A 23,201-nucleotide genomic window follows, 5' to 3' on the forward strand; every position below is an offset into this window, starting at 1 on the left:
CGTGACGAGCCGGCAAGGAGACAACGCCGGAAGGGGACAACCACACCACCATGTTGAACGTCAGCGATCCGAATTTGAAACACGATGCCGGTAGCGACCTCGACCCCAGTCCTCAGCTGGTTCATGTGGTGTGGTCACTTGCAGCGTTGGTGGCGCTGTTGAGCGGGGCAGCAGTCGGAGCGCTGGGATTGGGTTTCATTGCAAAGAAAATAGGAGCTCCTGTTCCGGATTTCGCGACGGTAGGCGGCGTCCTTCTGGGAACCGTCGCTGGAGCAGCTGTGCTGTACTTCGGGCTTATGCGCTCGTGCGGTTGGGGACTGAGAGAACTCGGTTTTGTCCGCCCTGCGCATTCTTTGTGGCACCTTCTGTGGTGGACGCCGGTCACGATGTTATGCGGCGGTGTGGGAGCAATGCTCATTGGAACGGCAGCGGGATTAGCCCCACAGGACGGGAGCGCAGACCGCGATGGATTTCATCTGGGCGTTGCCGCTGGGCTGCTCATGATTCTCTGCGGCGCAGTCGTGATACCTGCGATTGAGGAAATCGTCTTTCGACGAATGCTGTTCGACGGTCTCAGAACCAAGCTATCGACGCCCCTGGCCGCGATCCTCGTGACGGTTGCCTTTGCATTGGTCCACGCGCAGCCCGCGGTCATGCTGTATATCGCATTCCTTGGTACGTCTTTGGTCCTGGCGCGATTGTGGTTCCAGAGCCTGTGGGGATCGTTCCTCGTTCATGCAGCGAATAATGCGCTGCTTAGTGCAATGATTCTTGCGTCGCTCTAAGCATTCAACGCGCTTCCACATTCGGCGTGGCTGCTGCTTGGTGCTCGGAGCGCCGAGGTTATTCGACGTCGTCGCCGGCGGCGCGGCGGAAGATCGCGGCGGCATCGACAAGCTTGGCGGCGGCGTCCTGGTCGAGGCTGACGCAGTAGTCGCTGAGGACGGGGCCGGCGGCGCTGGCGAGCGCGATGCCCTGGTCTGTGATGGTGAGCAACGTCGATCGCTTGTCCTTCTCGTCCGTCACGCGGGCGACGAGGCCTTGGCCTTCCAGACGGCGGACGGTGTGGGTGAGCGAAGCCGGCGGCATGTGGAGCCGGGCGCTGATTTTCGACATGGGCAGCGCGCCGGAGCGCGACCACATGAGGAGCGTGAGGAGCTCAAAGTGAGCAAAGCTCACGCCGAACGGCGCGAGCGCGTCCTCCGCGCCCGCGCGCAGGAGGTGCGCGGCGCGGGCGGCGGAGGAAATCGCGGTGAGGCCTAAGGCGGCATCGGAAGCATAGTGCTTCTCCCATTGCCGGCGGCCCTCCGCGATGCTGTCCATGATTTAGCCCTTCAGGTTCGGGAAGTCCGAATCCGCGAACTCGGTCTGTGCCTTGGTCTCGCCGCCGTCGGCGGAGTGGATTTCGGTCTCGCGCTTGCGTAGATCCACGCGGCGAATCTTACCGGAGATGGTCTTGGGCAGCTCGTAGAACTCCAGGCGACGGATCCGCTTGTAGGGGGCGAGGCCGTCGCGGCAGTGCTTGAGGATGGCCTCGGCGGTCTCGGCCGTGGGCTCGTAGCCCGGGGCGAGTGCGACGTAAGCCTTGGGGACCGCGAGACGGATAGGATCCGGGGAGGGCACGACGGCGACCTCAGCCACGGCGGCGTGCTCGATGACAACGGACTCGAGCTCGAACGGGGAGAGGCGGTAGTCCGAGGCCTTGAAGACGTCGTCGGCACGGCCGATGTAGAAGATGTAGCCGTCCTCATCGCGCTCGGCCGTGTCACCGGAGTGGTAGTAACCGTCGCGGAAGACTTCCTCGTTCTTCTCCGGGAAGTTGAAGTAGCCCGGCGTCAGCCCAACAGGGCGCGGGTCGAGCTTGAGACAGATCTCGCCGGTGTCGCCAATCTCGTCCGTGGCAGGGTCGATGAGGACGACCTCGAAGCCCGGTAGCGGACGACCCATGGAACCGGCCTTGACCTTCTGGCCCGGGGTGTTGGCGATCTGGAGGGTGGTTTCCGTCTGGCCGAAGCCGTCGCGCACGGAGGTCTTCCAGGCATTCTCGATGGCGTTGATGAGCTCCGGGTTGAGCGGCTCACCGGCGGCGACGAGCTTCTTTGGCGGGGTCTTCATGCGGTTCAGATCGGCGAGGACGAGCATGCGCCACACGGTCGGCGGGGCGCAGAAGCTGGTTACGCCTTCTTCTTCCATCTTGTCCATGAGGGCTGCGGCGTCAAAGCGCGTGTAGTTGTAGAGGAAGACCGTCGCGCCCGCGATCCACGGCGCAAAGAAATTGGACCATGCGTGCTTGGCCCAGCCGGGTGCCGCGACGTTGAGGTGTACGTCGCCCGGCTCGAGGCCGATCCAATACATGGTGGTGAGGTGGCCGACGGGGTACGAGGTGTGGGTGTGCTCCACGAGCTTGGCCTTGGACGTCGTGCCAGACGTGAAGTAGAGCAGGAGCGTCTCGTCCGCCGGGGTCTCCTGGGTGGGCGTGTAGGTCTCGGAAGCGGAGTAGCTATCGGAATAGCGCAGCGTCGGGTGGCTGGACTGTGCGTCCGGGGCGTCGCCGACCTGGATCATGGTGAACTCACCCGTGACGTCCTGGAACTTGGCGGCGTCCTCGCCGTTGGCGATGACCCATGAGATATCGGCGCGATCGGTACGGTCCTGGAGGTCAACCGTACCGAGCATCGCCGTGGCGGGGTTGAGGACGAAGCCGGCCTTGATGCAGGCAAGCATGGATTCCCACAGCTCGACCTGGTTGTTGAGCATGAGCATGACGCGGTCACCGCGCTTGACGCCCTGCTCCGTGAGCCAATTAGCGAGCTGGCTCGAGCGGGCGGAAAGCTCGGCGAAGGTGCGGCGGGTGGACGTACCGTCCTGCTCGCAGATGACGAGGGCCTCGCGGTCCTTCGACTCGGCCTCGGTGCCCAGGTGATCAAACCAATCGAGGGCGAAGTTGAAGTGCTCGAAGCGCGGCCATTCGAAGTTCGCGCGAGCGGCTTCGTAATCGGTCTGTACGGAAACAAGCTGGTCGCGGGCGGCGCGGAACTGCTCGGTAACGCTGGGGCTGGAAACAGTAGTCATGATGCTCCTCGAGAAGTGTCGGGGGTCCTAGTGGAAAATAATTGTGACCTGCGTCCCAACTCACCATAGTTCGAATTCGAAGTAATGGCTAGGCAATTGTCAAAGTATTTTTTGTTTCCGCAGTACAGCTAATAAAAATAGTCGCGCTAACGCTCGAGAATCCCGTGGAGGACGAGTTGTCCCAACGCGTGATAGGCCGCGGCGGGGGCGAGTGCTTCCGTGTAGGCGCCCTGCTGGATATCGGCCATGGTGCGCTGGATGACCAGCGAGGTAAACGCCACGGATTCAGCGCGGAATTCGCCTGCTGCGACGCCGCGCTCGAGGAGCGTGCGGATGGTCTGCGTCGCGCCGGAGGTGTTGAGTGCGTAGACCTCCTGGGCGACGGGTTCGGTGGCAAGATCGCGCATGAAGGCAGTGCTCGCGGGGGCGAGTGCGCTGGTCATTGCCGTGAAATAGTCCTCCAGTGCGCGGGCGGCGCTTGTCGTGCGGTTCGCCTCGGGGTCTGTGCGGCGGGTGATTTCTTTGAAGAAGCTCACGAGCACGCGGCGGATGATGGCGTCGCGGGTTTTGCCCAGGGCGTAGATAGTGGACTTGGAGCAGTGGTAGCGCTTGGTGGCGTCGTCGATGGTGAAGGACTCGAAACCCTCGGCCAGGAAGTCTGTGAGGAGCGCGGTAAAAAGCTCGCGTTGGCGCGCGGTGAGCGGGCGTGTGGCGTTCTCGGGCATGGGCTAGGTCCTGTCTGTGTTTCGCGGTTTACCTGCGTTAACTCTAGGTTGGGGAACGCGTGGGGGAAAATTTCCACCCAGAAGACGTGACGTGGGCCACGCCGTACTGTACGATTTTAAACATAATCGTACTATCCCTTCGGACCTAGGGAGCACTTCATGCCACCGATTCTTGATTCTTCCCACCCACTCGGCGCGCACCTCGCCGGCATCAAGTACCCGCACGCGGACATCCTGGGCGTCGCGGATCGACTGCCCGAAGACGAGCAGGCCAAGCTCGCCACCATCCACGAGTTCCTTCAGACCGAGATTCGCCCCGTGGTGGGCGAGTTCTGGGACCGAGAAGAGCTGCCTTTCGACCTGCTGCCCAAGATGGCCGCACACGGCCTCGGCGAGATCGAGCTCTCGGGCACCTCGCGTCTCTACCGCGGTCTCGTCTACGCCGAGGTAACGCGCGCGGACGTGTCGCTCTCGGCGCTCGTGGGCATTCACAACGAGCTCGTGGTCGGGCTCATCGATAAGCTGGGCTCGGACGCACAGAAGAAGGAATGGCTGCCGGGTCTGCGCCAGTTTGAGAAAGTGGGCTGCTTCGCGCTTACGGAGCCGGACCACGGCTCCGATATCGCCGGCGGTCTGGCCACCACCGCAGAAAAGACCGCGGAGGGCTGGGTCATCAACGGCGCCAAGCGCTGGATCGGCGCGGGTACATTCGCGGACTTCTCCATCTGCTTCGCCCGCGACATCGCGGACAACGACATCAAGGCGTTCATCGTCGAGCACAACCGCGAGGGCGTGACGACGCAGAAGATTGCCCGCAAGATGGGCCTGCGCATCATGCAAAACGCGGACATCAACTACGACAATGTCGTTATCCCGCACGAGAACCTCATCCCGGGCGCGGAGACTTTTGCCAACGTCAACGACTTCCTGTGCTACTCCCGCGCCTGGGTGGGCTGGCAGGGTGCCGGTATCCAGCTGGGCATCTTCGACAAGGCCCGCGAGTACGCCGTCAAGCGCGAGCAGTTCGGCCGCCCCATCGCGAAGTTCCAGCTTGTCCAGGAGCAGCTCGCGCGCATTCTCGGCAATGCAACGGCCTCGCTCGCCATGATGGCGCAGGTCGCCGAGGTCCAGGAAAAGGGCCTACTCGAGATGCCTTTCGCGGCACTTGCCAAGGCCACGACCACGCGCCTGGCGCGCGAATCCGCCGCGGCCGGTCGCAATATCGGCGGCGGCAACGGCATCCTCACCGAGTATGACCTGTCCAAGCTCATGTCGGACGCGGAGATCCTCTTTACCTACGAGGGCACCTACGATATCAACTCGCTCATCGTCGGCCGCGCCGTCACCGGTGTGTCGGCATTCGTCTAAGGAGAAACTATGCAGCTCGAGAACATTTCTGCCATCGTCACCGGCGGTGCGTCCGGCCTCGGCGCCGCGACGGCTCAGGCGTTTATTCAGCGTGGCGTGCGCGTCACGGCCTTTGATCTTCGTGCCCCGGAGTATGACGGCGTGGAGTTCGCCGAGGTCGACGTCACCGACGCTGCCGCCGTCCGCGAGGCCGTTCAGGCCGCCCAGCATGCCGATGCCCCCTTGCGTCTCGCCATCAACTGCGCCGGCATCTGCCCCTCGGCGCGCATCTTCGGTCGCAAGGGGCCGCACGACCCAGACCTCTTTGCGAAGACTATCAATATCAACTTGATGGGTACGTTCCACGTCATGACTGCGGCGGCCGAGGCCATGGCCGCGACTGAGCCAGTCGACGAGGACGGCCAGCGCGGCGTCATCATTAATACCGCCTCCGTCGCCGCGTTTGAGGGGCAGGTGGGGCAGGCCGCGTACGCTGCGTCCAAGGGTGCGGTCCATGCGCTCTCGATTACGGCTGCGCGCGACCTCGCGTCGCAGGGCATCCGCGTCAACGCGATTGCACCCGGCGTCGTGGCGACACCGATGATGGAGCAGATTACGCCCGAGTTCAAGCAGCAGCTCGAGGCCACCGTGCAGTTCCCCTCGCGACTGGCCAAGCCCGAGGAGTTCGCCCAGCTGGCCATCTCCATGGCGGAGAATAACTATCTCAACGGCGAGACCATCCGTTTGGACGGCGCGCTGCGCATGCCGCCGCGCTAGAGCGTCACGCAGGGAAACCCGGGGCAGGTGCTCCGGGTTTCTCTGCGTTTTCACGCTCGCGCTCTTTCAGACCATGACTTCTCTTCGCCTGCAGTATTACGCAGAATCCATCCTGGGTTTCGAGGTCGCAGACCAGAATGCGCGTTCGCGTGCTGCGGCGGAAAGCTCGGTGCGCTACAGCATCCTCGCCGCAGAATGGCGGGGTACGACGGCCTAGCCGTAGGCGGGAAGCCCCCAGTAGGGGAAGACCGCGCGGGAGGTCTGCACGACGGCGGGCTCGGGGCGCGTGGCGAGGACCTGGCGCGGGTCGAACTTTGTAAAGTCCGGGCGTGCGCTCCCGAAGTCGCCCAGAGTCGCCGAGCCGTGCCAGCCCTGAGGCATGGGCGCGGCCGGGTCGAGGTCCACGCCAGCGACGGCGGCGGCGACGTGCGTCCAGGCGCGGGCGACGGAGTCGAGGTTGTATCCGCCGCCGCCGAGAGCGACCCACTTTCCGTTGGCGTATTGGTCGGCCCACGTCGCGACGGAGCGGTAGGCATGCGCCATGGCGTCGATGCTCACCTCGAGGTCGGCGAGCGGGTCGGCCGCGTGGGGATCGGCGCCATGCTGAGAGATGAGCAGCTGCGGGCGGAAGCGGCTGAGGAGTGCGGGGATGAGGGCGTGGACGGCGTGGAGCCAGGCGGCATCGGAAGGCGAGCGGGGTAAGGCGATATTGACGGCGGTGCCCTCGGCACCGGGGCCGCCGATGTCGTGCGCGAAGCCGGTGTGGGGGAAGAGGTAGAGGCCGGACTCGTGGACGGAGATAGTGAGCACGCGGGGATCGTCCCAGAAGATGCGCTCGACGCCGTCGCCGTGGTGGGCGTCGAGGTCGAGGTAGGCGACGCGGGTGGCGCCCTGGTCGAGGAGCCACTGGATGGCGACGGCGGCGTCGTTGTACATGCAAAAGCCGGACATGGAATCCGCGAACGCGTGGTGAAGGCCGCCGGCGAGGTTGAGCGCGCGCGGGGCGCGGCCCTCCCACACGGCCTGGGTAGCCTGGAGCGAGGCGCCGGCGATCTTCGCGGCGACGGTGGACAGACCGTGGCTGATGGGATTGTCCTCCGTGCCGAGGCCAAAGCGGCGGGCAGGGACTTCGAGGCGCGTGGCGGTGATGTAGTCCGGGGTGTGGACGGCGGTGAGCTCGGCGGTCGTGGCGGCGGCGGGCTCGACGACCTCGAATTCCTCGGTGAGGTGGAAGTAGTCCGCGAGCTCGTGGGCCAGGCGCACGCGGTCCGGGCCCATGGGATGGTCAGGGCCGAGGGAGTAGCGGCGCATTTCCTCGGCGTTGAAGAGCAATGGCTTCATGGTGGTCTCCTAGCGCAGCGCCCGGGCGAGCGGGTCGCGTTGTTCGTCGAGGGGAGCCACGCGCAGGCGCGCGCCGACGACGGCTGTGCTGTCGAGGCCCGCGATGACGGGCGTGAGCTCGCAGTCGACAACTTGGACGAGCTCGTCTTTGAGAGCGGTCAGGCGCATGAGGACGTCTTCGACGCCATGGAGCTGCGGGGCCTTCGCGCCCTGGTAGCCGGCAAGGAGCGGGGCGGCGCGCAGCTCGCTGAGCATGGTGAGCGCGTCGGTGCGGCGCAGGGGCGGGACGCGCCACGACACGTCGCCAAGGAGATCTGTAGGCAGGCCCGCGATGCCGGCGGAGACCATGGGGCCGAGGACGGGATCCTCGATGGCGCGCAGGGTGAGCGAGGCGCCGGCGGGCACGGTGCGTTGGATGGCGGGGGCGAGGACGCCGGGATCCTCGCCGAGGTGGAGGTCGCGGGTGAGTTGGGTAAGCGTGTCCCAGGCGCGGGTGAGGGCCTCAGGGGTGCGGATGTGGCGCAGGACGGTGGGCAGCTCGGAGCGGCCGCGCACGATGGGGGAGGTGCACTTGAGAACGACGTCCCAGCCGTGGGATTCCGCGGCATGGAGGGCCTCGCCCAAGGTGGGCGCCGGCGTCCACGGCACGATGTCGATGCCGAAGGCGTCGAGGATAGCCATGCATTCCTCGTCCGTGGCCCAGCGGCCAGTGGGGGAGTCGCGGAGGATGTCGGCGATGATCGCGCGGGCGCTGTGGGCGTCACCGGGTTCTGCCAGTTGATCCTCGGGCGTGGGGCGGGCGAGCGTGCGGCGCTTTTCGTTGTGGAGGATGGTGGCGAGAGCCTCGAGCGCGTCCGCGTACGTGGCGAAGACGGGCAGCTGGCCTTGGGTTTCCTCGCCGGTGTGGTCCTCGGACGGGAGGTCGAAGCCCACGAAGGAGGCGATGAGCGGGGTGGCGTGCTCGAGGGCGGGCCCGGCAGCGAGCTCGGTGAGCTGCGCGCGGGCATCCTTGGTGATGAACTCGCCGATTTCCACGACGGCGGTGAGCACCGCATCGACAGCGGGGTCCGCGAGAGCCTGTGCCACGGCGTCGCGGATGCTGGCGACGGGCTCGCCCATGACGGTGGTGCCGCGGACGCGCAGGCCGAAGCGACCGGCGGCGCCTTCCATCTGGCGAGTGAGCCCCGCCGAATTGGAGATGACCGCGACGCGTGGGCCTTGGGGGACGGGCTGGCGGGCAAGCAGCTGCGCGATGTCGTACATGGCGTCGCGCCGGGTGACGACCATGGCGCCGGTCTGCTCGATGACCTCGTCGAGGGCCGCGATGGGCGCGGCGGGCTGGGTGACGGCGACGTCGTCTGGGGCTGCGGCATAGCGCGCCGAGTGGAGCGCACGCGACGGCAGGAAGACCACGACGTGCTTCTCTAGGGCGAGGCGACGCAGCACGCGGAAGAATTTGCGGGGGTTACCCACCGTGTCGAGGGAGAGCAGACAGACCTGCGTGCGCTCGTCGTCGCTCCAGAACTGAATGACGTCGTTGCCCGTGACATCCGCGAAGGAGCCGGCCGCGATGAAGGTGGATAGGCCGACTCCGCGGGCGAGCGCGTGGGAAAGCGTGAGCGTCGCGACGCCCGCGGACTGGGTAAAAAGACCGGTGCGGCCCGCCCGCGGCATCGGCGCGGGTGTCGTGTTGAGCCGCACGTCTGGATCCGTGTTGATAATGCCCAACGAGGCCGGGCCCAGGGCGCGCAGCCCATGGTCGCGGGCGGCGAGAACGACGGCGCGGGAGGCCTCTCCCGCGAGGCCTGGGTTTTGGCTGCGGGAGACGAGCACGACGCCGGCCGCATGGACCGCGGAGGCCGCGTCCATGAGCGGGCCCGGGTCGGTGCCGGTCGGGGCGACAACGAGGCCGCCGGGGATGGCGGCGTCGGGGGAGGGGGCATCGGAAAGCTGGGCGAGGGAGCTGGTGGGGCCGTGGAAGGTGGCGGGGGCGTCGCCGACGGTAGCTACGTGGGTGGGATTGAGGAGACGGCGGATGGAGCTGGACTCGGCGCGCAGCTCGCGGCGCTCCATGACCTCGCGGGAGGTGGCGTTGGGCTCAATCCGGAAGTCCACGCTGATGTAGCCGTCCGCGAGCTCCGGCTTGGCGGAGTAGCCCGCGCGGATGAAGACCTGCGCCATCTGGCGGTTTTGGGTGAGCATCTCCGCGAAGAAGCGCTCGACGCCGCCTTCGCGGCCGATTTCGGCGAGGTGCTCGAGCAGGATATTGCCCACGCCCTTGCCGTGGTGGGAGTCCTGAACGAGGAAGGACACGTCGCCCACGCGGGCGGGCAGGAGCGACTCGACAATCCCGTACCCAGCCACGGCCACGATGTCCCCGCGCTCCTCGACGACGAGGGTGACCTTGTTATAGCCGCGCGTGTCGAGCCAGCGGTCCAGGTCCTCGTTGGTGAGCTCGGGGTGGGTGCCGAAAAAGCGCAGATACTTGGAGTGATCGGAGACGCGACCAAAGAACTCCACGAGGCCCGCGCGGTCCGTATCCCGGACGGCGCGCAGCGTGGCGATGGTGCCGTCGTTCAAGATGACATCCGCGTCCCAGGCTGTATACCTGCTGTTTTCGGGCTTCATGCCGTCCCACTTTAGCCAGTGAATGGCGTTCACCCCAGGGGTTTGGGCGAAATCCCATGACACTGGGGTCACTCCAGGGGTAAACAGTGGTTCAGCTCTCGCGAAAGATAGTTTTGTGACGTGTGTCTCGTTAGGGTGAAAGGCAACGAAACCCCAATCTGGATGCAAAGGAGTCCGCTATGTACACCATTCACCACTACGTCAACGGTGAGGCCTGGGAGGGCACGACCGGCAACACGCAGCCGGTCCTCAACCCGTCTACCGGCCAGGAGCAGGCCGCAGTGGCGCTGGCGAACACGGCGGACGTCGACCACGTTGTCGCGGAGGCCGAGAAGGCCCAGCCGACGTGGGCGGCGATGAACCCGCAAAAGCGCGTCCGCGTCATCATGGAGTGGATTCGCCTCATCCACGCCAACATGGATGAGTTGGCCCGCACGCTCTCTCTGCAGCACGGTAAGACCTTCGAGGATGCCAAGGGCGACGTCCTGCGCGGTGTCGATGTCCTCGAGTTTGCGCTCGGCGCGCCGCACCAGCTCAAGGGCGAGTACTCCACCGAGGTCGGCACCGGCATTGACACCTACTCCCTGCGTCAGCCGCTCGGCGTCGTCGCGGGTATTACGCCGTTTAACTTCCCAGCCATGATCCCGCTGTGGAAGGCTGGCCCGGCGCTCGCCTCCGGCAACGCGTTTGTCCTCAAGCCCTCCGAGCGCGACCCGGAGGTTCCGGTCCGCCTCGCCGAGCTCTTCATCGAGGCCGGCGGTCCGGCAGGCGTCTTCAACGTCGTCCACGGCGGCAAGGAAGCCGTCGACGCGCTGCTCGACAATCCGACCATCAAGGCCGTCGGCTTCGTGGGCTCCACCCCGATTGCGAACTACATTTACGAGCGTTGCGCGGCCAACGGCAAGCGCGCCCAGTGCTTCGGCGGCGCGAAGAACCACGCCATCGTCCTGCCGGACGCGGACATCGAGGCCACCGCGGATGCCTTGGCTGGTGCCGCCTTCGGCGCGGCCGGCGAGCGCTGCATGGCGCTGTCCGTCGTCGTTCCCGTGGGCAAGGAGACCGCCGATAAGCTCCGCGAGGCGCTCATCCGCAAGATCCCGGACCTCAAGGTCGGACACTGCCTTGACCCGGAGGCGGACTACGGCCCGCTCGTCACCGCGGATGCCCGCGACCGCGTCAATCGCCTCATCGGCGAGGGCGTCGAGGCTGGCGCTGACCTCGTCGTCGACGGCCGCGACATCGACATGTCCGGCAAGGAATTCGAGGGTGAGTCCCTCGCGGGTGGCTTCTACTGCGGGCCCTCCTTCTTCGACAACGTCACCGCAGACATGTCCATCTACACCGAGGAAATCTTTGGCCCGGTCCTCTCCATGGTCCGCGTGGAGACCCTCGAGGAAGCCATCTCCTACCCGAACGACCACATGTACGGCAACGGCGTCGCCATCTTCACCCAGAACGGCGGCGCGGCGCGCGACTTCGTGAAGAACATCAACGTCGGCATGGTGGGCGTCAATGTCCCCATCCCGGTCCCCATCGCTTACCACACCTTCGGCGGCTGGAAGGCCTCCGGCTTCGGCGATCTCAACCAGCACGGCCCGGACGCCTTCCGCTTCTACACCAAGACCAAGACCGTCACCTCGCGCTGGCCGGATGACCAGAACGCTGGCCCGCAGTTCACCATGCCGGTCATGTAAGAAAGGACTGATTTCAATGAGCACCATCGCATTCATCGGCCTAGGCAACATGGGCGGCGGCATGGCCGCCAACCTGGTCAAGGCAGGTCACACGGTCCGCGGCTTCGACGTCGTGGAGGAGGCCTGCGAGCGCGCCGCGGACAACGGCGTGGAGATCATCGCTTCGGCTGAGGAGGCCGCCCAGGGCGCTGACATCGTCATCACCAGCCTGCCTAACGGCGGCCTGGTCAAGCAGGTCCTCGAGCCCATCATCGCGGCCGAGGATACCGCCCCGATCTTCGTCGATGTCTCCACCATCGCCGTTTCCGAAGCCCGCGAGCTTGCCGATGCCGTCTCCGCCGTCGGCTCTCGCTTCCTCGACGCCCCAGTCTCCGGCGGCATGGCGGGCGCCGCCAACGGCACCTTGGCCTTTATGGTCGGCGGCGAGAAGGAGGACTTCGACAAGGTCAAGCCGGTACTTGAGGCCATGGGCAAGTCCGTGACGCACTGCGGCCAGACCGGCAACGGTCAGGCTGTCAAGGCCTGCAACAACATGATTCTGGCCATCCAGCAGATTGCCCTGTCCGAAGCCCTTGTCTTGGGCGAGCGCCTCGGCCTCGACCACCAGGCCTTCTACGACGTGGTCTCCAACGCGACGGGTAACTCCTGGTCGCTCACCGTCAACGCGCCGGTGCCGGACATCGTGCCGGGCTCGCCGGGCGACAACGACTTCAAGCCGGGCTTCGCCGCAGCGCTCATGCTCAAGGATCTGAAGCTCGCCATGGCCGCGGCGGAGGAGACGAAGACCGATACCGTCCTGGGCAAGATTGCCACCCAGCAGTACACAAAGCTCGTGGACGAAGGCCACGGCGGCCTCGACTTCGGCGCGATTATCAACGACGTGCGCGCGACGTAGTTAATGCTAGCCGGGGCGCGCAGCGTTCCGGCTAGTGCCCGTCCAGCATCTCCTGGAGGACGGGCGCGTAATACTCGATGAGCGTGTCCGTGTGGAAGGCCTCGAATTCCGTATCCCCGAAGCGGCGCATGAAGCTCAAACCCATGAGCAGCGCCACCGCCGATTGCGCCCGCAACTCCGGCGAAGGACTCGGGTGCGGGGCCTCGTCCCGGATGCGCTGGGCGAGTACTTGCAGCAGGTCTGACTTGATGCGCTTGCCAATCGCGTTGAGGCTCTCCGGGGCACCCGCGGCCACGGAGATGGTCCGCGCCATCGAGTAGGGCGCATTGTGTGGGGCCGTGAGCGTTTCGATGACCGCGGTCCGCCCGAGCTCCCCAAACGGTCCGGCAAACAGCGCGGCCGAAGAAGCCGTGAAATCCACGGTGGCCTCGAAGAGGCTGTCCTTGTTACCAAAGTGCTTGACCACGAGCGCCACGGACACGCCCGCAGCCTCCGCGATGTCTTTGAGTGAGACCTGCGCGAACGTGTGCTCACTAAAGAGCACGCGCGAGCATTCCAAAATCCGCTCCCGCGCGCTCGGCTTTACCTCGTTCGGCTCCTGTGCCGGGCCTGTATCCATGTCGCTTATCGTAGCGCCCGCCCCGCGGGCGCACGATGCTTTTCTAGGAAGGTTCTTTCGATGGTCATCTCGCTCATAGGCGTGGTCCTCTCGCTCATATTCCTTGTCGTCTTCGCTTATCGTGGCCACTCCGTGGTCGTCGTCGGCCCCGCCGCCGCGCTCATTGCGGTGCTCTTTGCCCGCGAACCGGTCATGGGCACGTACACCCAGATCTTCATGCCGGCGCTCGCTGGGTTCATTGGGAAGTATTTCCCGCTCTTCCTCTTCGGCGCGATCTTTGGCTACCTCATGACCTCGACAGGCCTGGCGCGCTACCTCGCCCGCGGTATCACCGCGCTCTTCGGGCCGAAACGTGCGATGCTCTCCACTGTTATCGCCACCGCACTGCTTACCTACGGCGGCGTCTCCGCGTGGGTCGTGGCCTTTACCATCGTGCCGATTGCGACCGCGCTTTTTAAAGAAACCGGCATCCCCAAGCGGCTTATGCCCGGCGCCATCGCGCTGGGCACCATCACCTTCGCGCTCGCCGCGTTGCCGGGCTCCCCACAGATTCACAACGCCATTCCGACGAGCTACTTTGGCACGAATACGTACGCCGCGCCGGTGTTTGGCATCCTCTCGGCCCTCCTCATGCTGGTGGCCGGTATGGCCTGGCTCGAGTTCCGCATTAAGCAACTCCAGCGCGGCGGCGAGCGCTTCGAGCCCATCGACGCAAAGGGCAACGTCATCCCGACGCCCGAGGGCATCGGCGATACTGGCGACGAAGCCTCCGTCGACATCGGCGGCGAGTCCTTCGACACCAACTCCGGTGGTCACCTCACCACCCACGCGCCGCTGGGCATCAAGGAACCGTCCGTCAAGGTCCAAGGCATGCTGGGCCTGTTGCCCATTCTCGTGGTCATCGTGGTGAACTTCGCGATTGTCTACTTCTTCTCCAAGTCCTGGACCGCCGACTACCTCGCCGCAGAAAAATACGGCGAGACCTCTCTCAAGGCGCTGCTCGGTATCTGGTCGCCGACCATCGCCCTGGCGCTCGCCGTCGTGGTCATCATCGCGATGTTCCCCTCGCGCGTGAGCACCTCGCTCAAAGAACTTTCCGAAGGCGCGAAGAACGCCATCCTCCCGTGTTTTACTACCGCGTCTGAGGTCGGCTACGGTGCCGTCATCGCGGCGCTGGCCGTCTTCGCCGTTATCAAGAACAACATGCTCGGCATCGCGGATAACGCGCTCGTGGTCTCCACCGTGTCCACCGCGGTCATCTCCGGCATCACCGGCTCGTCCTCCGGAGGCTTGTCCATCACCATGGAAACCCTCGGCGAACAGCTCGCGCAGCTGGCCACGGAGCAAGGCATTAGCTTGGAGCTTATGCACCGCGTGACCGCCATGGCCTCCGTGAGCTTCGACTCGCTGCCGCACAACGGTGCGGTGCTCACCATGCTCATGGTCTGCGGCATGACTCACCGCCTGTCCTACAAGGACGTGGCCGTCGTGACCATCATCATCCCGCTCGCGACGTTGGCCATCATGCTGGGACTCAACGCCGTGATTCCTGGCTTGTCCTAAAATCTTCTGCGCCGCAGGTTAGTCCGCGACGAGCGGCTCCATCGTGAGGTCCGGGTGTTCCTTCTCCACGAAGGCGAGCTTCCACTTATCGCCGAACAGCGCGATGAGCTCGCCGTCGGTGCGGGTGAAGATTTCCACGCCGCGCTGGCGGCCGAGTTCCTCGGCGGAGGCAGCGTCGGTGCGGCGGGCGACGGAGTAGGGGATGGGTTCGGTGACGGTCTCGACGTTGTACTCGACTTCCATGCGGGCCTGCATGACCTCGAACTGCATGGGGCCGACGGCGGCCATGACGGGGGCGGCGTCGCCGCGGATGTCGTTGCGCAGGATCTGCACGACGCCCTCGGCGGCGAGCTGGTCCAAGCCCTTGCGGAACGCCTTGTAGTCGCCCAGCGACTTGGCACGCAGGATGCGGAACGCCTCGGGCGCGAACTGGGGCATGGGCTTGAATTGGACCTTGCGGCCGTTGTAGATGGTGTCGCCGGGAGCGAGTGAGCCGGCGTTGACGAGGCCCACGATATCGCCCGGGTAGGCGGTGTCGATGGTGTCGCGCGTGCGGCCGAAGACGGTGAGCGCATACTTCGTGGAGAAGCTGCGGCCTGATTGGGCGTGGGTGACCTGCATGCCGCGGTCGAACTCGCCGGAGACGACGCGCATGAACGCCAGGTTGTCGCGGTGCTTGCGGTCCATGCCGGCCTGCACCTTGAAGACGACGCCGGAGAAGTCATCGGTGACCTCGCGGACCTCGTCGATGGCGGTGGTGGATGCCTCGACGGCCTTGGGATCGGACTCGCGGGAGCGCGGGGCCGGGGCGATGGCGCAGAGGGTATCGAGAATCTGGTGGACGCCGAAGTTGAGCATCGCGGAGGCGAAGATGAGCGGCGAGGTGACGCACTGCTCAAACAACTCCTGGTCGTGGAGCGCGCCGTCCATGGCGAGCAGCTCGGCTTCCTCCACGGCGGTGTCCCAATCGGAGCCTTCGCGCGTGGCGGCATCGGCAGGCTGGAAGTGCTCCTCCGGAGCGATGGTGGAGCCGCCGGCGGTGCGGATGAAGTGGATGTACTCGTCCGCCTCGCCGTCCGAGTTGATGTGGGCCAGGCCCTTGAAATCACCCGCGATGCCCACCGGCCAGTAGAGCGGAGTGGGCTGGAGCTGGATCTCGTTGACGATTTCGTCGACCAGCTCGAGCGGCTCGCGGCCGACGCGGTCCCACTTGTTGATCACCGTGATGATGGGCAGGCCGCGGGCCTTACAGACGCGGAAGAGCTTGAGGGTCTGGGGCTCGAGGCCCTTGGCGGCATCGATAAGCATGACTGCGGCGTCGACGGCGGTGAGCACGCGGTAGGTATCTTCAGAGAAGTCCGCGTGGCCAGGGGTATCGACGAGGTTGATCATGAAGGGTTCCCCTTCATGGTCTTCAGGTGCGTATTCGAACTGAAGAGCCGAGGACGCGACGGAAATACCGCGGTCCTTCTCCATCTCCATCCAGTCAGAGACCGTGGCCTTGCGGTTGCCCTTGCCGTGGACCGCGCCGGCCTCGTTGATGACGTGCGCATGGAGGGCCAAGGCCTCCGTGAGCGTCGACTTACCGGCATCCGGGTGGGCGATGACGGCGAAGGTGCGGCGACGGGAGGCCTCATTGGCCACGGTGGAAGAACTCATGGCCTCTACCTTAGCGGGAGGGACTTACCATTCCACATTCAGCCGGCGGCCGAGATCGTCAAAGAGGCGGCGCGCCACGGAGAGCTTCTTCGCGATGGGACGTTGCAGGCCTGGACGCCGTTTGTCGTTGTAATACTCGCCCGGCTCGAAGTGCACGCCGGGCGTGCCGAGGAGGAAGAACGCCAAGTTATCGCCGCCGGAAGATGGCTTGCCAAAGAAGCGGTGAGCGAGCTTCGACGCGTAGATCTTTTGCACCGCGCCCGTGCCGGACTGCGCGAAGTTCGTGGCGAGCACGCCAGGGTGAAAGGCCACGGCGTTGAGTCCTTTACTCGCGAGATATCTCGCGAGCAGGATATCGCCCAGCTTCGCGTTGCCGTAGGCGCGCTCGCGGCTGAAGTTCTGGAAGGTATTGGGGTCCGCGGCATCGAAGTTGCTCATGAGCATGTTTGCTACCGATGCCGTCTGCACCACCGTCGCCGCTTCCTTTCCCAGCTCTGGGTCCGGGGTGAGTTGTTCGCGCAGGAGCGAGGTGAGCAGGAAGGGGGCGACGACGTTGACCTGCCACGTGCGCTCGAAGCCATCTGCGGTGCGGAAGGGGCCGTCAAAGACGCCGCCCGCGTTATTGGCGAGGGCATCGATGTGGCCCAAGTCTTGCAGTTCCTCGGCGAGACGGCGGACCTGGCCCAAGGACTCAAAGTCCGCGAGGTGGTAGCGCGCGCCGATTTCGCTCGCGACGGCCCGGGTCTTCTCCGGGTTGCGACCGACGATGACGAGGGTGTGCTTGTTGTTCATGCGCTGCAGCTTGCGGGCCGCGGCGGCGCCGATGCCGTCCGAGGCGCCGGTGATGACAATCGTCTTGGATGCAGTCTGGTCGCTCATGGTTGTCGAGATTACGCGTGCGAACTGCTGCGCGCCGGGCTTAGCGCGAATGGATGTCGTTCTGCGCGGCGTTCAGGCCGCGAGCAACGATGAGCCGGGCGCCGCGGGCGGCCGTGGCGATGGCGGTATCGAAGTCGTGGCCGTCGTCGACAGGCCCCAGCACCCAGTCGGGAATGGGCTGCGGCGCGGACTTGGCCGGGCGGCCGATGCCGATGCGCACGCGCAGGTAGTCGCGGGTGCCCAGGTGCTCCGTGAGCGACTTGAGTCCGTTGTGGCCATTCTCGTTGCCGCCGAGCTTGAGACGTAGCTTGTGCGCGGGCAAGTCGAGCTCGTCGTGGCAGACGATGACGCGGTCCGGCCCGACGCCGAGCGCTGTGGCGAGCGGGCCGATGCCCTCGCCCGAGAGGTTCATAAACGTCGTTGCGCGCGCCACGACGACGGGCGTGCCATTGATGTCGATCTGCGCGGCCTCGGCTTTGATGCCGCGCACGGGGGCGAGCACGTCCCCGGCGTCAGCGAGGAGATCGTCGATGGCCATGTAGCCCACGTTGTGGCGCGTCGCCGCGTAGCGTGCACCCGGGTTGCCGAGTCCCACGATGAGCCATTCGGCCTGCAAGGATGCCGGGTCGAGCGCGACCGGCCCCCGCGTGTCGGGTGCGCCAGCGCCGCCGAAGAGCGCGCGAATCTTCGAAATAAAACCAACCATGCGTTCCAGTCTCGCACGTAGGATGTCCGCATGAGTACTCGCGTGATCGATTCCTTCCCGTCGCCTGTCATCGTCGCCCCCATGGCCGGCGGCCCCACCACGCCCGCCCTGGTGCGTGCTGCCGATGCCGCCGGCTCATTCAGCGCCCTTGCGCTCGGCACGTCGCCTATGAACGTCGTCGCGCAGCAGCTCGACGCTATGGAGGGGGCGCGCTTTGGGCTCAACCTCTTCCACCCGCAGCCGCCGCTCACCAAGGACCTGTGGGCGGCCGCGCAGACCATCTCGGATGAAGAGGGCGTTGTGCTCGGCCACGTGGATTACACGTTTGGATGGCATGAGAAGCTCGCCCTCGCACTGGCGCACGACAACCGTCCCGCCGTCATCTGGTCGATGTTCGGAACCTTCAGCGACGAGGAAATACAACGCATCCACGAAGCAGGAATCGAGGCGTGGACGACGGTGACGACGGCGGCCGATGCCCTCGTGGCCGCGCGCCGGGGCGTCGACGTGCTCTGCGTCCAGGGCGCCGACGCAGGCGGGCACCGCGGGACGTGGACCATCGAGGAAGAACCGGACTGGCGGCCGCTGCGTGAGCTCGTTGCGGACGTCCACGCGGCGCTCGAGGCCGAGGGTTTTGCCATTCCGCTCATCGCGGCCGGCGGCTTGCGCGACCACGCGGACGTTGAGGAGGCCCTGGGCTGGCCCGGCGTGGCCAAGGTGAGCTGCGGCTCGGCGTTCCTGCTCGCGGAGGAGGCGGGGACATCCGAAAGCAATCGCGAGCTCATAGCGAGCGGCGGGGAGACGGTCTCGACGCGCGCTCTGTCCGGACGCTACGCCCGTGGGCTCGCGACGGACTACACCCGCACGCACCCAGACATGGCTCCCATTTACCCGCATTTGAGCCCGCTGCTCAAGACGCGACGTGCGCAGAAGGACCCTGCGGTGGCCTATTGTCTCGTGGGCGTGGAGCCCGAGCGACTCGGCGGGGGTAGTGTGGCGGAGATACTTCAGCGTCTTTAGTAAATTGCGTGCCCGGTTCGGATATTATGTGTTGTTGCATTAACCCCTTTTGCGCACTCTATGTGACAACCCCATGAGTAAAGGATTGATTGAAGTGACCGGAAACGCCCAGGTTGGCCACGACGACTGGAACGAGCGCATCGAGCGCGCTCAGAAGATGATCCCGCTGCTGCACACGCTGCGCCGCTCCAACGTCGTGACGTCGATCTTCGGCTCGCTGCTCGAGGGTGTCACTGACATCGACATTGTCAAGGCACACCGCTACGCCCGCCGCGTCGCCGGCGAGGAACTCTCCACCGCGCAGACCCTCCCCATTCTCGAGGTTCTCGTCGACCTTAACCTGGCCTCCGTGTCTATCGATCTGGGCCAGCTCGCGCTCGACTTCGCCGATTCCGGCGAGACCGACCTGCGTGCCTTCGTCGAGTCCGCCCTCGCCGACGTCATTGGCAAGGACACCCAGAAGGAGCCGGTCGATGTCGTGCTCTACGGCTTCGGCCGCATCGGCCGCCTGCTTGCCCGCATCCTCATCGCTCGCGAGGCCGCCTACAACGGCGTGCGTCTGCGCGGCATCGTGGTCCGTAAGAAGGGCGACGGCGACATCATCAAGCGCGCCTCCCTCCTGCGCCGCGACTCCGTCCACGGCGCCTTCAACGGCACCATCTCCGTCGACGAGGAGAACGAGGTCATCTGGGCCAACGGCACGAAGATCCAGATGATCTACGCCAACGATCCGGCATCCATCGACTACACCGAGTACGGCATCGACAACGCCATCCTCGTCGACAACACGGGCGTGTGGCGCAACCGCGAGGGGCTCGAGCAGCACCTCAAGTCCAAGGGCATCGCTCGCGTCCTGCTCACCGCTCCGGGCAAGGGCGACCTGAAGAACATCGTCTACGGCATCAACCACGGCGACATCGAGGACACGGACAAGATCCTGTCTGCCGCATCCTGCACCACGAACGGCATCACTCCGGTGCTCAAGGTCATCAACGACCGCTACGGCGTCGTCCACGGCCACGTCGAGACCGCGCACTCGTTCACCAACGACCAGAACCTCATCGACAACTTCCACAAGGGCCCGCGCCGCGGCCGTGCCGCTGGCCTCAACATGGTGCTTACGGAGACCGGCGCTGCCAAGGCCGTCTCCAAGGCCGTGCCGGAGTTCGAGGGCAAGCTCACCGGTAATGCCATCCGCGTTCCTACCCCGGACGTGTCCATGGCTGTGCTCAACCTCGAGCTCGCCAAGGAGGTCGAGGCCGACGAGGTCAACGACTTCCTGCGCAACGTCTCCCTCCATTCGGACCTGCGCCAGCAGATTTCCTACATCGCCTCCCCGGAGGTCGTTTCCTCGGACTTCGTCGGCTCCACCCACGCGGGCATCGTCGACGGCCTGGCGACCATCGCCTCCGGCAAGCACCTCGTGCTCTACGTGTGGTACGACAACGAGTTCGGTTACTCGAACCAGGTCATCCGCATCGTCGAGGAACTCGCCGGCGCACGCCCCACGGTTCTCCCGACGCGCAAGTCCGCCGCTGAGCTCTAAGCGCTAGACGCACAAGGCCGCCCCGTCGAATTCGCTTCGCGGGGCGGCTCGTTGATCTTCGCGACGTCGAAAGTTGTTTATGCAGTGAAATAGCCATTTCGCCCGAATAAGAATCCGATTTGTCGGAAAATCGGAGCTAATTCGGGCGAAATGGCTATTTCAGTGGCGTGGGAGGCTAGTCCTTCTTCTTGCCTGACTTCTTAGCGGCCTTCTTAGCCTTTTTAGCCTTCTTCGCGGCGGCGACCTTGTCGCGCTCCAACTCGGAGGCGACGTCGGGGACGTAGGAGAAATCATCGCGCGGCGGACGCTCGTACTCTTCGCCGCTCTCGTCCGGGCGCTCCGGGATTTCCGGCACATCCTGCGGGACGTGCTGGTACGGAATCGTCTTCAGGATGTGGTTGATGACGTTGATACGCGAGCGCTTCTTGTCCTCGGACTCCACGGTGTACCACGGCGCGGTGGGCGTGTCCGTGTGGACGAACATCTCGTCCTTCGCGCGGGAGTAGTCCTCCCAGCGGGTAATGGACTGGAGATCCATGGGGGAGAGCTTCCAGCGGCGCAGCGGATCGTTGCGGCGGGATTTGAAGCGGGCGATCTGCTCTTCGTCGGAGACGGAGAACCAGTATTTGAGCAAGATGATGCCGTCTTCGACGAGCATGCGCTCAAGGACCGGCGCCTGGTGAAGGAAGCGCACGTGCTCCTGCGGGGTGCAGAAGCCCATGACGCGCTCCACACCGCCGCGGTTGTACCAGGAGCGGTCAAAGATGACGATCTCGCCGGCGGTGGGCAGCTTTTCGATGTAGCGCTGAAAGTACCATTGGCCGGACTCGCGATCGGTGGGCTTGGGCAGCGCCTCGATGCGGCACGTGCGGGGGTTCAGGTACTGGGTAATGCGCTTAATAGCGGAACCCTTGCCAGCGGCGTCGCGGCCTTCCATGATGATGACGACGCGGGCGCCGGTCTCGACGACCCACTGCTGCATCTCGACGAGCTCGGCCTGGAGACGCTTGAGTTCGGCCTCGTAGGCTTCCTTGTCGAGTTTGGCGGGCTTGGTGCGCTTTGTATTCTTGCTCATACTTAACAGCTTATTAGCGGAACTTTAGACATGCGAAAACGCCGCTAGCCCCAGAATGGTGGGGGCGAACCCAGTGATCTGGCCATTCGGGGCATGCGACGCACAGACGCAGAGTTCCGCTATGGGGTAGCGCGCGCCGAAGAGGAGGTTTGCGCTGCGTTTTCCTCGGCGGCTTCCGTAGCGACGGCGTCGGCTAAGGCGCGGGAGGAGGCGATGACGCCGAGGAGGGCGGCATCGGCAGCCTTGACGCGGGAGTAGTGGCGGCGGGAGATGAGGCAGCTGGAGAGGAACGACAGCACTGCGGTGCCGATGAAGAAGTACATCGGCGAGGTGATATCCCCGGTGAGGTTGATGAGGTAGGACGCGATGAACGGGGCGGAGCCACCGAAGATGGCGACGGGGAAGTTATAGGCCATGGAGATACCCGTGGCGCGGACTTGCGTGGGAATCATGTCCGTCATCACCGCGTACGGGGTCGAGGAGTAGAGGCCGAAGAGCACGCAGCAGGCCATGAATGGCAGGAAGAGCGACTGCGCTGTAGCGCCCGGGGCCGAGGAGAAGAACCACCAGACCGCCGGCACGGTGAGCGCGGAGGTGAGGATGAGGAACGGGCGGCGTCCCCACACGTCCGTGATGAGTCCGCCCAGTGGCATGAGGCATGCGGCCGTGGCGCCGCCGACGGTGATGAACCAGAAGCGCTCCGTGGCGGTGAAGCCCAGCGTGTTGACCAGGTACGTCGAGGAGAACGTGAGGACCATGTAGAACATGGAGGCCAGCAGGGAGATGGAGCCAGCCACGAGCAGCAGGTTGCCTTTCCACTTCCACAGGGCGCGCAAAGGGCGCTTTTCCTGGTGGCCGGACTCGGCGATGGCCTCGAACTGGGCGGAATCCTCGAGACGCGAGCGGATGTAGGCCGCGATGAGGCCGAGTGGGCCCGCGACGAGGAACGGAATGCGCCAGCCGTAGGCCTGCATCGCCTCGTCGCCGAGCATGGCCGCGAGGCCGTTGGCGACGATGGATCCGAGGAGCAGGCCGGAGACCGCAATCGTCATGAGCAGCGAGGTGGCCAGGCCACGGCGCTTGGCGCCGCCGTACTCCGCGACATAGGAGGTCACGGTACCGATCTCGCCGCCGGCGGATAGGCCCTGGACGCAGCGGGCGAGGATGAGCAGGGCCGGTGCCGCGAAACCGATGGCGGCGTAGGTGGGCATAAGCCCAATGCAGAAAGTGGAGCCGGACATGAGCACCATGACCAGTGCCATGGTGTTCTTGCGACCGATGCGGTCGCCGAGCGGGCCAAAGATGAATCCACCGAGCGGACGCATAAAGAACGACAATGCGAAGGTCGCGAAAGAGGACAGCAGTGCGATGGCAGGCGTGGCGGCGGAGAAGAAGGCTTGGCCGACGTAGATGGCTACAAAGCCGTAGACGCCGTAGTCGTACCACTCGATGAGATGGCCAGCGATGGCACCTAAAAACGCTTTGCGCTTCTGGCGCGGGGTGCGGGTGGGTTCCATGACGTCAGCGGCCTTGGCGAGGCTCGCGGAAAGGGAAGTGGGCATGAGTGTCTCCAAGAGGATCAGGCGTGCAGGGCACGTCGCGGCTGGGGCGACGCGATGCCCACTACTATCTCCCGTGATATACATCATATTCAA

20 protein-coding genes are annotated in these 23,201 nt (G+C 65.2%); 9 read left to right on the forward strand and 11 right to left on the reverse strand.

Features of this window, described 5'->3' with window-relative positions; all coding sequences use genetic code 11:
• Positions 1–50 precede the first annotated feature (50 nt).
• The gene (locus HMPREF0307_RS03645) at positions 51–785 is read left to right on the forward strand and encodes a CPBP family intramembrane glutamic endopeptidase (RefSeq protein WP_068801566.1); all 735 of its coding nucleotides are present in this window, start codon (positions 51–53) and stop codon (positions 783–785) included.
• 58 nt (positions 786–843) lie between these two features.
• On the opposite strand, the gene HMPREF0307_RS03650 is transcribed toward HMPREF0307_RS03645, so the two are convergent.
• From HMPREF0307_RS03650 to HMPREF0307_RS03660, 3 genes are all read right to left on the reverse strand, one after another.
• Positions 844–1,323, reverse strand: coding sequence for a MarR family transcriptional regulator (locus tag HMPREF0307_RS03650; protein WP_066487440.1), 480 nt, complete (start codon positions 1,321–1,323; stop codon positions 844–846).
• 3 nt (positions 1,324–1,326) lie between these two features.
• A complete protein-coding gene (locus tag HMPREF0307_RS03655) occupies positions 1,327–3,072 on the reverse strand; it encodes an AMP-binding protein (protein WP_066487443.1) in 1,746 nt (581 codons plus the stop codon).
• Positions 3,073–3,218: 146 nt separating this feature from the next.
• The gene (locus tag HMPREF0307_RS03660) at positions 3,219–3,797 is read right to left on the reverse strand and encodes a TetR/AcrR family transcriptional regulator (RefSeq protein WP_066487445.1); all 579 of its coding nucleotides are present in this window, start codon (positions 3,795–3,797) and stop codon (positions 3,219–3,221) included.
• 159 nt (positions 3,798–3,956) lie between these two features.
• Here HMPREF0307_RS03660 and HMPREF0307_RS03665 point away from each other — a divergent pair, with 159 nt between their 5' ends.
• The 3 genes from HMPREF0307_RS03665 to HMPREF0307_RS12850 all read left to right on the forward strand — a co-directional run bounded on the left by HMPREF0307_RS03665 (position 3,957) and on the right by HMPREF0307_RS12850 (position 6,138).
• Positions 3,957–5,165, forward strand: coding sequence for an acyl-CoA dehydrogenase family protein (locus HMPREF0307_RS03665; protein ID WP_066487447.1), 1,209 nt, complete (start codon positions 3,957–3,959; stop codon positions 5,163–5,165).
• Positions 5,166–5,174: 9 nt separating this feature from the next.
• Complete coding sequence (locus tag HMPREF0307_RS03670; protein ID WP_066487455.1) at positions 5,175–5,921, forward strand: SDR family NAD(P)-dependent oxidoreductase; 747 nt, start codon at positions 5,175–5,177, stop codon at positions 5,919–5,921.
• Positions 5,922–5,994: 73 nt separating this feature from the next.
• A complete protein-coding gene (locus HMPREF0307_RS12850) occupies positions 5,995–6,138 on the forward strand; it encodes a hypothetical protein (protein WP_156435899.1) in 144 nt (47 codons plus the stop codon).
• On the opposite strand, the gene HMPREF0307_RS03675 is transcribed toward HMPREF0307_RS12850, so the two are convergent.
• The gene (locus HMPREF0307_RS03675; protein ID WP_066487462.1) at positions 6,135–7,262 is read right to left on the reverse strand and encodes an acetoin utilization protein AcuC; all 1,128 of its coding nucleotides are present in this window, start codon (positions 7,260–7,262) and stop codon (positions 6,135–6,137) included. The two genes, HMPREF0307_RS12850 and HMPREF0307_RS03675, sit on opposite strands and share 4 nt — an antisense overlap.
• Positions 7,263–7,271: 9 nt before the next feature.
• Complete coding sequence (locus tag HMPREF0307_RS03680; RefSeq protein WP_066487541.1) at positions 7,272–9,890, reverse strand: GNAT family N-acetyltransferase; 2,619 nt, start codon at positions 9,888–9,890, stop codon at positions 7,272–7,274.
• A 179-nt stretch (positions 9,891–10,069) separates the two neighbouring features.
• Between HMPREF0307_RS03680 and HMPREF0307_RS03685 the strand changes: the two genes are divergently transcribed.
• The gene (locus HMPREF0307_RS03685; protein WP_066487470.1) at positions 10,070–11,584 is read left to right on the forward strand and encodes a CoA-acylating methylmalonate-semialdehyde dehydrogenase; all 1,515 of its coding nucleotides are present in this window, start codon (positions 10,070–10,072) and stop codon (positions 11,582–11,584) included.
• A gap of 16 nt (positions 11,585–11,600) precedes the next feature.
• The gene (mmsB, locus tag HMPREF0307_RS03690) at positions 11,601–12,479 is read left to right on the forward strand and encodes a 3-hydroxyisobutyrate dehydrogenase (RefSeq protein WP_066487472.1); all 879 of its coding nucleotides are present in this window, start codon (positions 11,601–11,603) and stop codon (positions 12,477–12,479) included.
• A gap of 31 nt (positions 12,480–12,510) precedes the next feature.
• On the opposite strand, the gene HMPREF0307_RS03695 is transcribed toward mmsB, so the two are convergent.
• The gene (locus HMPREF0307_RS03695; protein WP_066487475.1) at positions 12,511–13,098 is read right to left on the reverse strand and encodes a TetR/AcrR family transcriptional regulator; all 588 of its coding nucleotides are present in this window, start codon (positions 13,096–13,098) and stop codon (positions 12,511–12,513) included.
• A 60-nt stretch (positions 13,099–13,158) separates the two neighbouring features.
• Here HMPREF0307_RS03695 and HMPREF0307_RS03700 point away from each other — a divergent pair, with 60 nt between their 5' ends.
• A complete protein-coding gene (locus HMPREF0307_RS03700) occupies positions 13,159–14,661 on the forward strand; it encodes a GntP family permease (protein ID WP_066487478.1) in 1,503 nt (500 codons plus the stop codon).
• Between the two features lie 18 nt (positions 14,662–14,679).
• On the opposite strand, the gene HMPREF0307_RS03705 is transcribed toward HMPREF0307_RS03700, so the two are convergent.
• The 3 genes from HMPREF0307_RS03705 to pth are packed head-to-tail and all read right to left on the reverse strand — an operon-like array spanning position 14,680 to position 17,905.
• The gene (locus tag HMPREF0307_RS03705; protein ID WP_066487482.1) at positions 14,680–16,320 is read right to left on the reverse strand and encodes a peptide chain release factor 3; all 1,641 of its coding nucleotides are present in this window, start codon (positions 16,318–16,320) and stop codon (positions 14,680–14,682) included.
• Between the two features lie 24 nt (positions 16,321–16,344).
• Complete coding sequence (locus tag HMPREF0307_RS03710; protein WP_066487486.1) at positions 16,345–17,199, reverse strand: SDR family NAD(P)-dependent oxidoreductase; 855 nt, start codon at positions 17,197–17,199, stop codon at positions 16,345–16,347.
• Positions 17,200–17,239: 40 nt separating this feature from the next.
• Positions 17,240–17,905 (reverse strand): aminoacyl-tRNA hydrolase, encoded by a 666-nt coding sequence (gene pth, locus HMPREF0307_RS03715; protein ID WP_082723214.1) that lies wholly within the window; start codon positions 17,903–17,905, stop codon positions 17,240–17,242.
• Positions 17,906–17,935: 30 nt separating this feature from the next.
• On the opposite strand from pth, the gene HMPREF0307_RS03720 reads away from it, so the two are divergent.
• Together HMPREF0307_RS03720 and HMPREF0307_RS03725 are read left to right on the forward strand one after the other, a co-directional pair.
• Positions 17,936–18,925, forward strand: a complete 990-nt coding sequence (locus HMPREF0307_RS03720; protein WP_082723215.1) for a nitronate monooxygenase — start codon at positions 17,936–17,938, stop codon at positions 18,923–18,925.
• Between the two features lie 73 nt (positions 18,926–18,998).
• The gene (locus HMPREF0307_RS03725; protein WP_181734615.1) at positions 18,999–20,471 is read left to right on the forward strand and encodes a glyceraldehyde-3-phosphate dehydrogenase; all 1,473 of its coding nucleotides are present in this window, start codon (positions 18,999–19,001) and stop codon (positions 20,469–20,471) included.
• A 175-nt stretch (positions 20,472–20,646) separates the two neighbouring features.
• Here HMPREF0307_RS03725 and ppk2 read toward each other — a convergent pair whose 3' ends face one another.
• Positions 20,647–21,546 carry a polyphosphate kinase 2 gene (gene ppk2, locus HMPREF0307_RS03730; protein ID WP_066487492.1) on the reverse strand — a complete coding sequence of 300 codons (900 nt, stop codon included), beginning with the start codon at positions 21,544–21,546 and terminating at the stop codon, positions 20,647–20,649.
• A gap of 119 nt (positions 21,547–21,665) precedes the next feature.
• Positions 21,666–23,108 carry an MFS transporter gene (locus HMPREF0307_RS03735; RefSeq protein WP_070593846.1) on the reverse strand — a complete coding sequence of 481 codons (1,443 nt, stop codon included), beginning with the start codon at positions 23,106–23,108 and terminating at the stop codon, positions 21,666–21,668.
• Positions 23,109–23,201 lie beyond the last annotated feature (93 nt).

Origin of the sequence: Corynebacterium sp. DNF00584, from assembly GCF_001552965.1 — a bacterium.
In the GTDB taxonomy this organism is placed as follows: Bacteria; Actinomycetota; Actinomycetes; order Mycobacteriales; family Mycobacteriaceae; genus Corynebacterium; species Corynebacterium phoceense.

Bases quoted from the DNA above. Each gene is read 5' to 3' on its own strand.
- HMPREF0307_RS03645 (WP_068801566.1), top strand. From the start codon at position 51: ATGTTGAACGTCAGCGATCCGAATTTGAAACACGATGCCGGTAGCGAC.
- HMPREF0307_RS03650 (WP_066487440.1), bottom strand. From the start codon at position 1,323: ATGGACAGCATCGCGGAGGGCCGCCGGCAATGGGAGAAGCACTATGCT.
- HMPREF0307_RS03655 (WP_066487443.1), bottom strand. From the start codon at position 3,072: ATGACTACTGTTTCCAGCCCCAGCGTTACCGAGCAGTTCCGCGCCGCC.
- HMPREF0307_RS03660 (WP_066487445.1), bottom strand. From the start codon at position 3,797: ATGCCCGAGAACGCCACACGCCCGCTCACCGCGCGCCAACGCGAGCTT.
- HMPREF0307_RS03665 (WP_066487447.1), top strand. From the start codon at position 3,957: ATGCCACCGATTCTTGATTCTTCCCACCCACTCGGCGCGCACCTCGCC.
- HMPREF0307_RS03670 (WP_066487455.1), top strand. From the start codon at position 5,175: ATGCAGCTCGAGAACATTTCTGCCATCGTCACCGGCGGTGCGTCCGGC.
- HMPREF0307_RS12850 (WP_156435899.1), top strand. From the start codon at position 5,995: ATGACTTCTCTTCGCCTGCAGTATTACGCAGAATCCATCCTGGGTTTC.
- HMPREF0307_RS03675 (WP_066487462.1), bottom strand. From the start codon at position 7,262: ATGAAGCCATTGCTCTTCAACGCCGAGGAAATGCGCCGCTACTCCCTC.
- HMPREF0307_RS03680 (WP_066487541.1), bottom strand. From the start codon at position 9,890: ATGAAGCCCGAAAACAGCAGGTATACAGCCTGGGACGCGGATGTCATC.
- HMPREF0307_RS03685 (WP_066487470.1), top strand. From the start codon at position 10,070: ATGTACACCATTCACCACTACGTCAACGGTGAGGCCTGGGAGGGCACG.
- mmsB (WP_066487472.1), top strand. From the start codon at position 11,601: ATGAGCACCATCGCATTCATCGGCCTAGGCAACATGGGCGGCGGCATG.
- HMPREF0307_RS03695 (WP_066487475.1), bottom strand. From the start codon at position 13,098: ATGGATACAGGCCCGGCACAGGAGCCGAACGAGGTAAAGCCGAGCGCG.
- HMPREF0307_RS03700 (WP_066487478.1), top strand. From the start codon at position 13,159: ATGGTCATCTCGCTCATAGGCGTGGTCCTCTCGCTCATATTCCTTGTC.
- HMPREF0307_RS03705 (WP_066487482.1), bottom strand. From the start codon at position 16,320: ATGAGTTCTTCCACCGTGGCCAATGAGGCCTCCCGTCGCCGCACCTTC.
- HMPREF0307_RS03710 (WP_066487486.1), bottom strand. From the start codon at position 17,199: ATGAGCGACCAGACTGCATCCAAGACGATTGTCATCACCGGCGCCTCG.
- pth (WP_082723214.1), bottom strand. From the start codon at position 17,905: ATGGTTGGTTTTATTTCGAAGATTCGCGCGCTCTTCGGCGGCGCTGGC.
- HMPREF0307_RS03720 (WP_082723215.1), top strand. From the start codon at position 17,936: ATGAGTACTCGCGTGATCGATTCCTTCCCGTCGCCTGTCATCGTCGCC.
- HMPREF0307_RS03725 (WP_181734615.1), top strand. From the start codon at position 18,999: ATGAGTAAAGGATTGATTGAAGTGACCGGAAACGCCCAGGTTGGCCAC.
- ppk2 (WP_066487492.1), bottom strand. From the start codon at position 21,546: ATGAGCAAGAATACAAAGCGCACCAAGCCCGCCAAACTCGACAAGGAA.
- HMPREF0307_RS03735 (WP_070593846.1), bottom strand. From the start codon at position 23,108: ATGCCCACTTCCCTTTCCGCGAGCCTCGCCAAGGCCGCTGACGTCATG.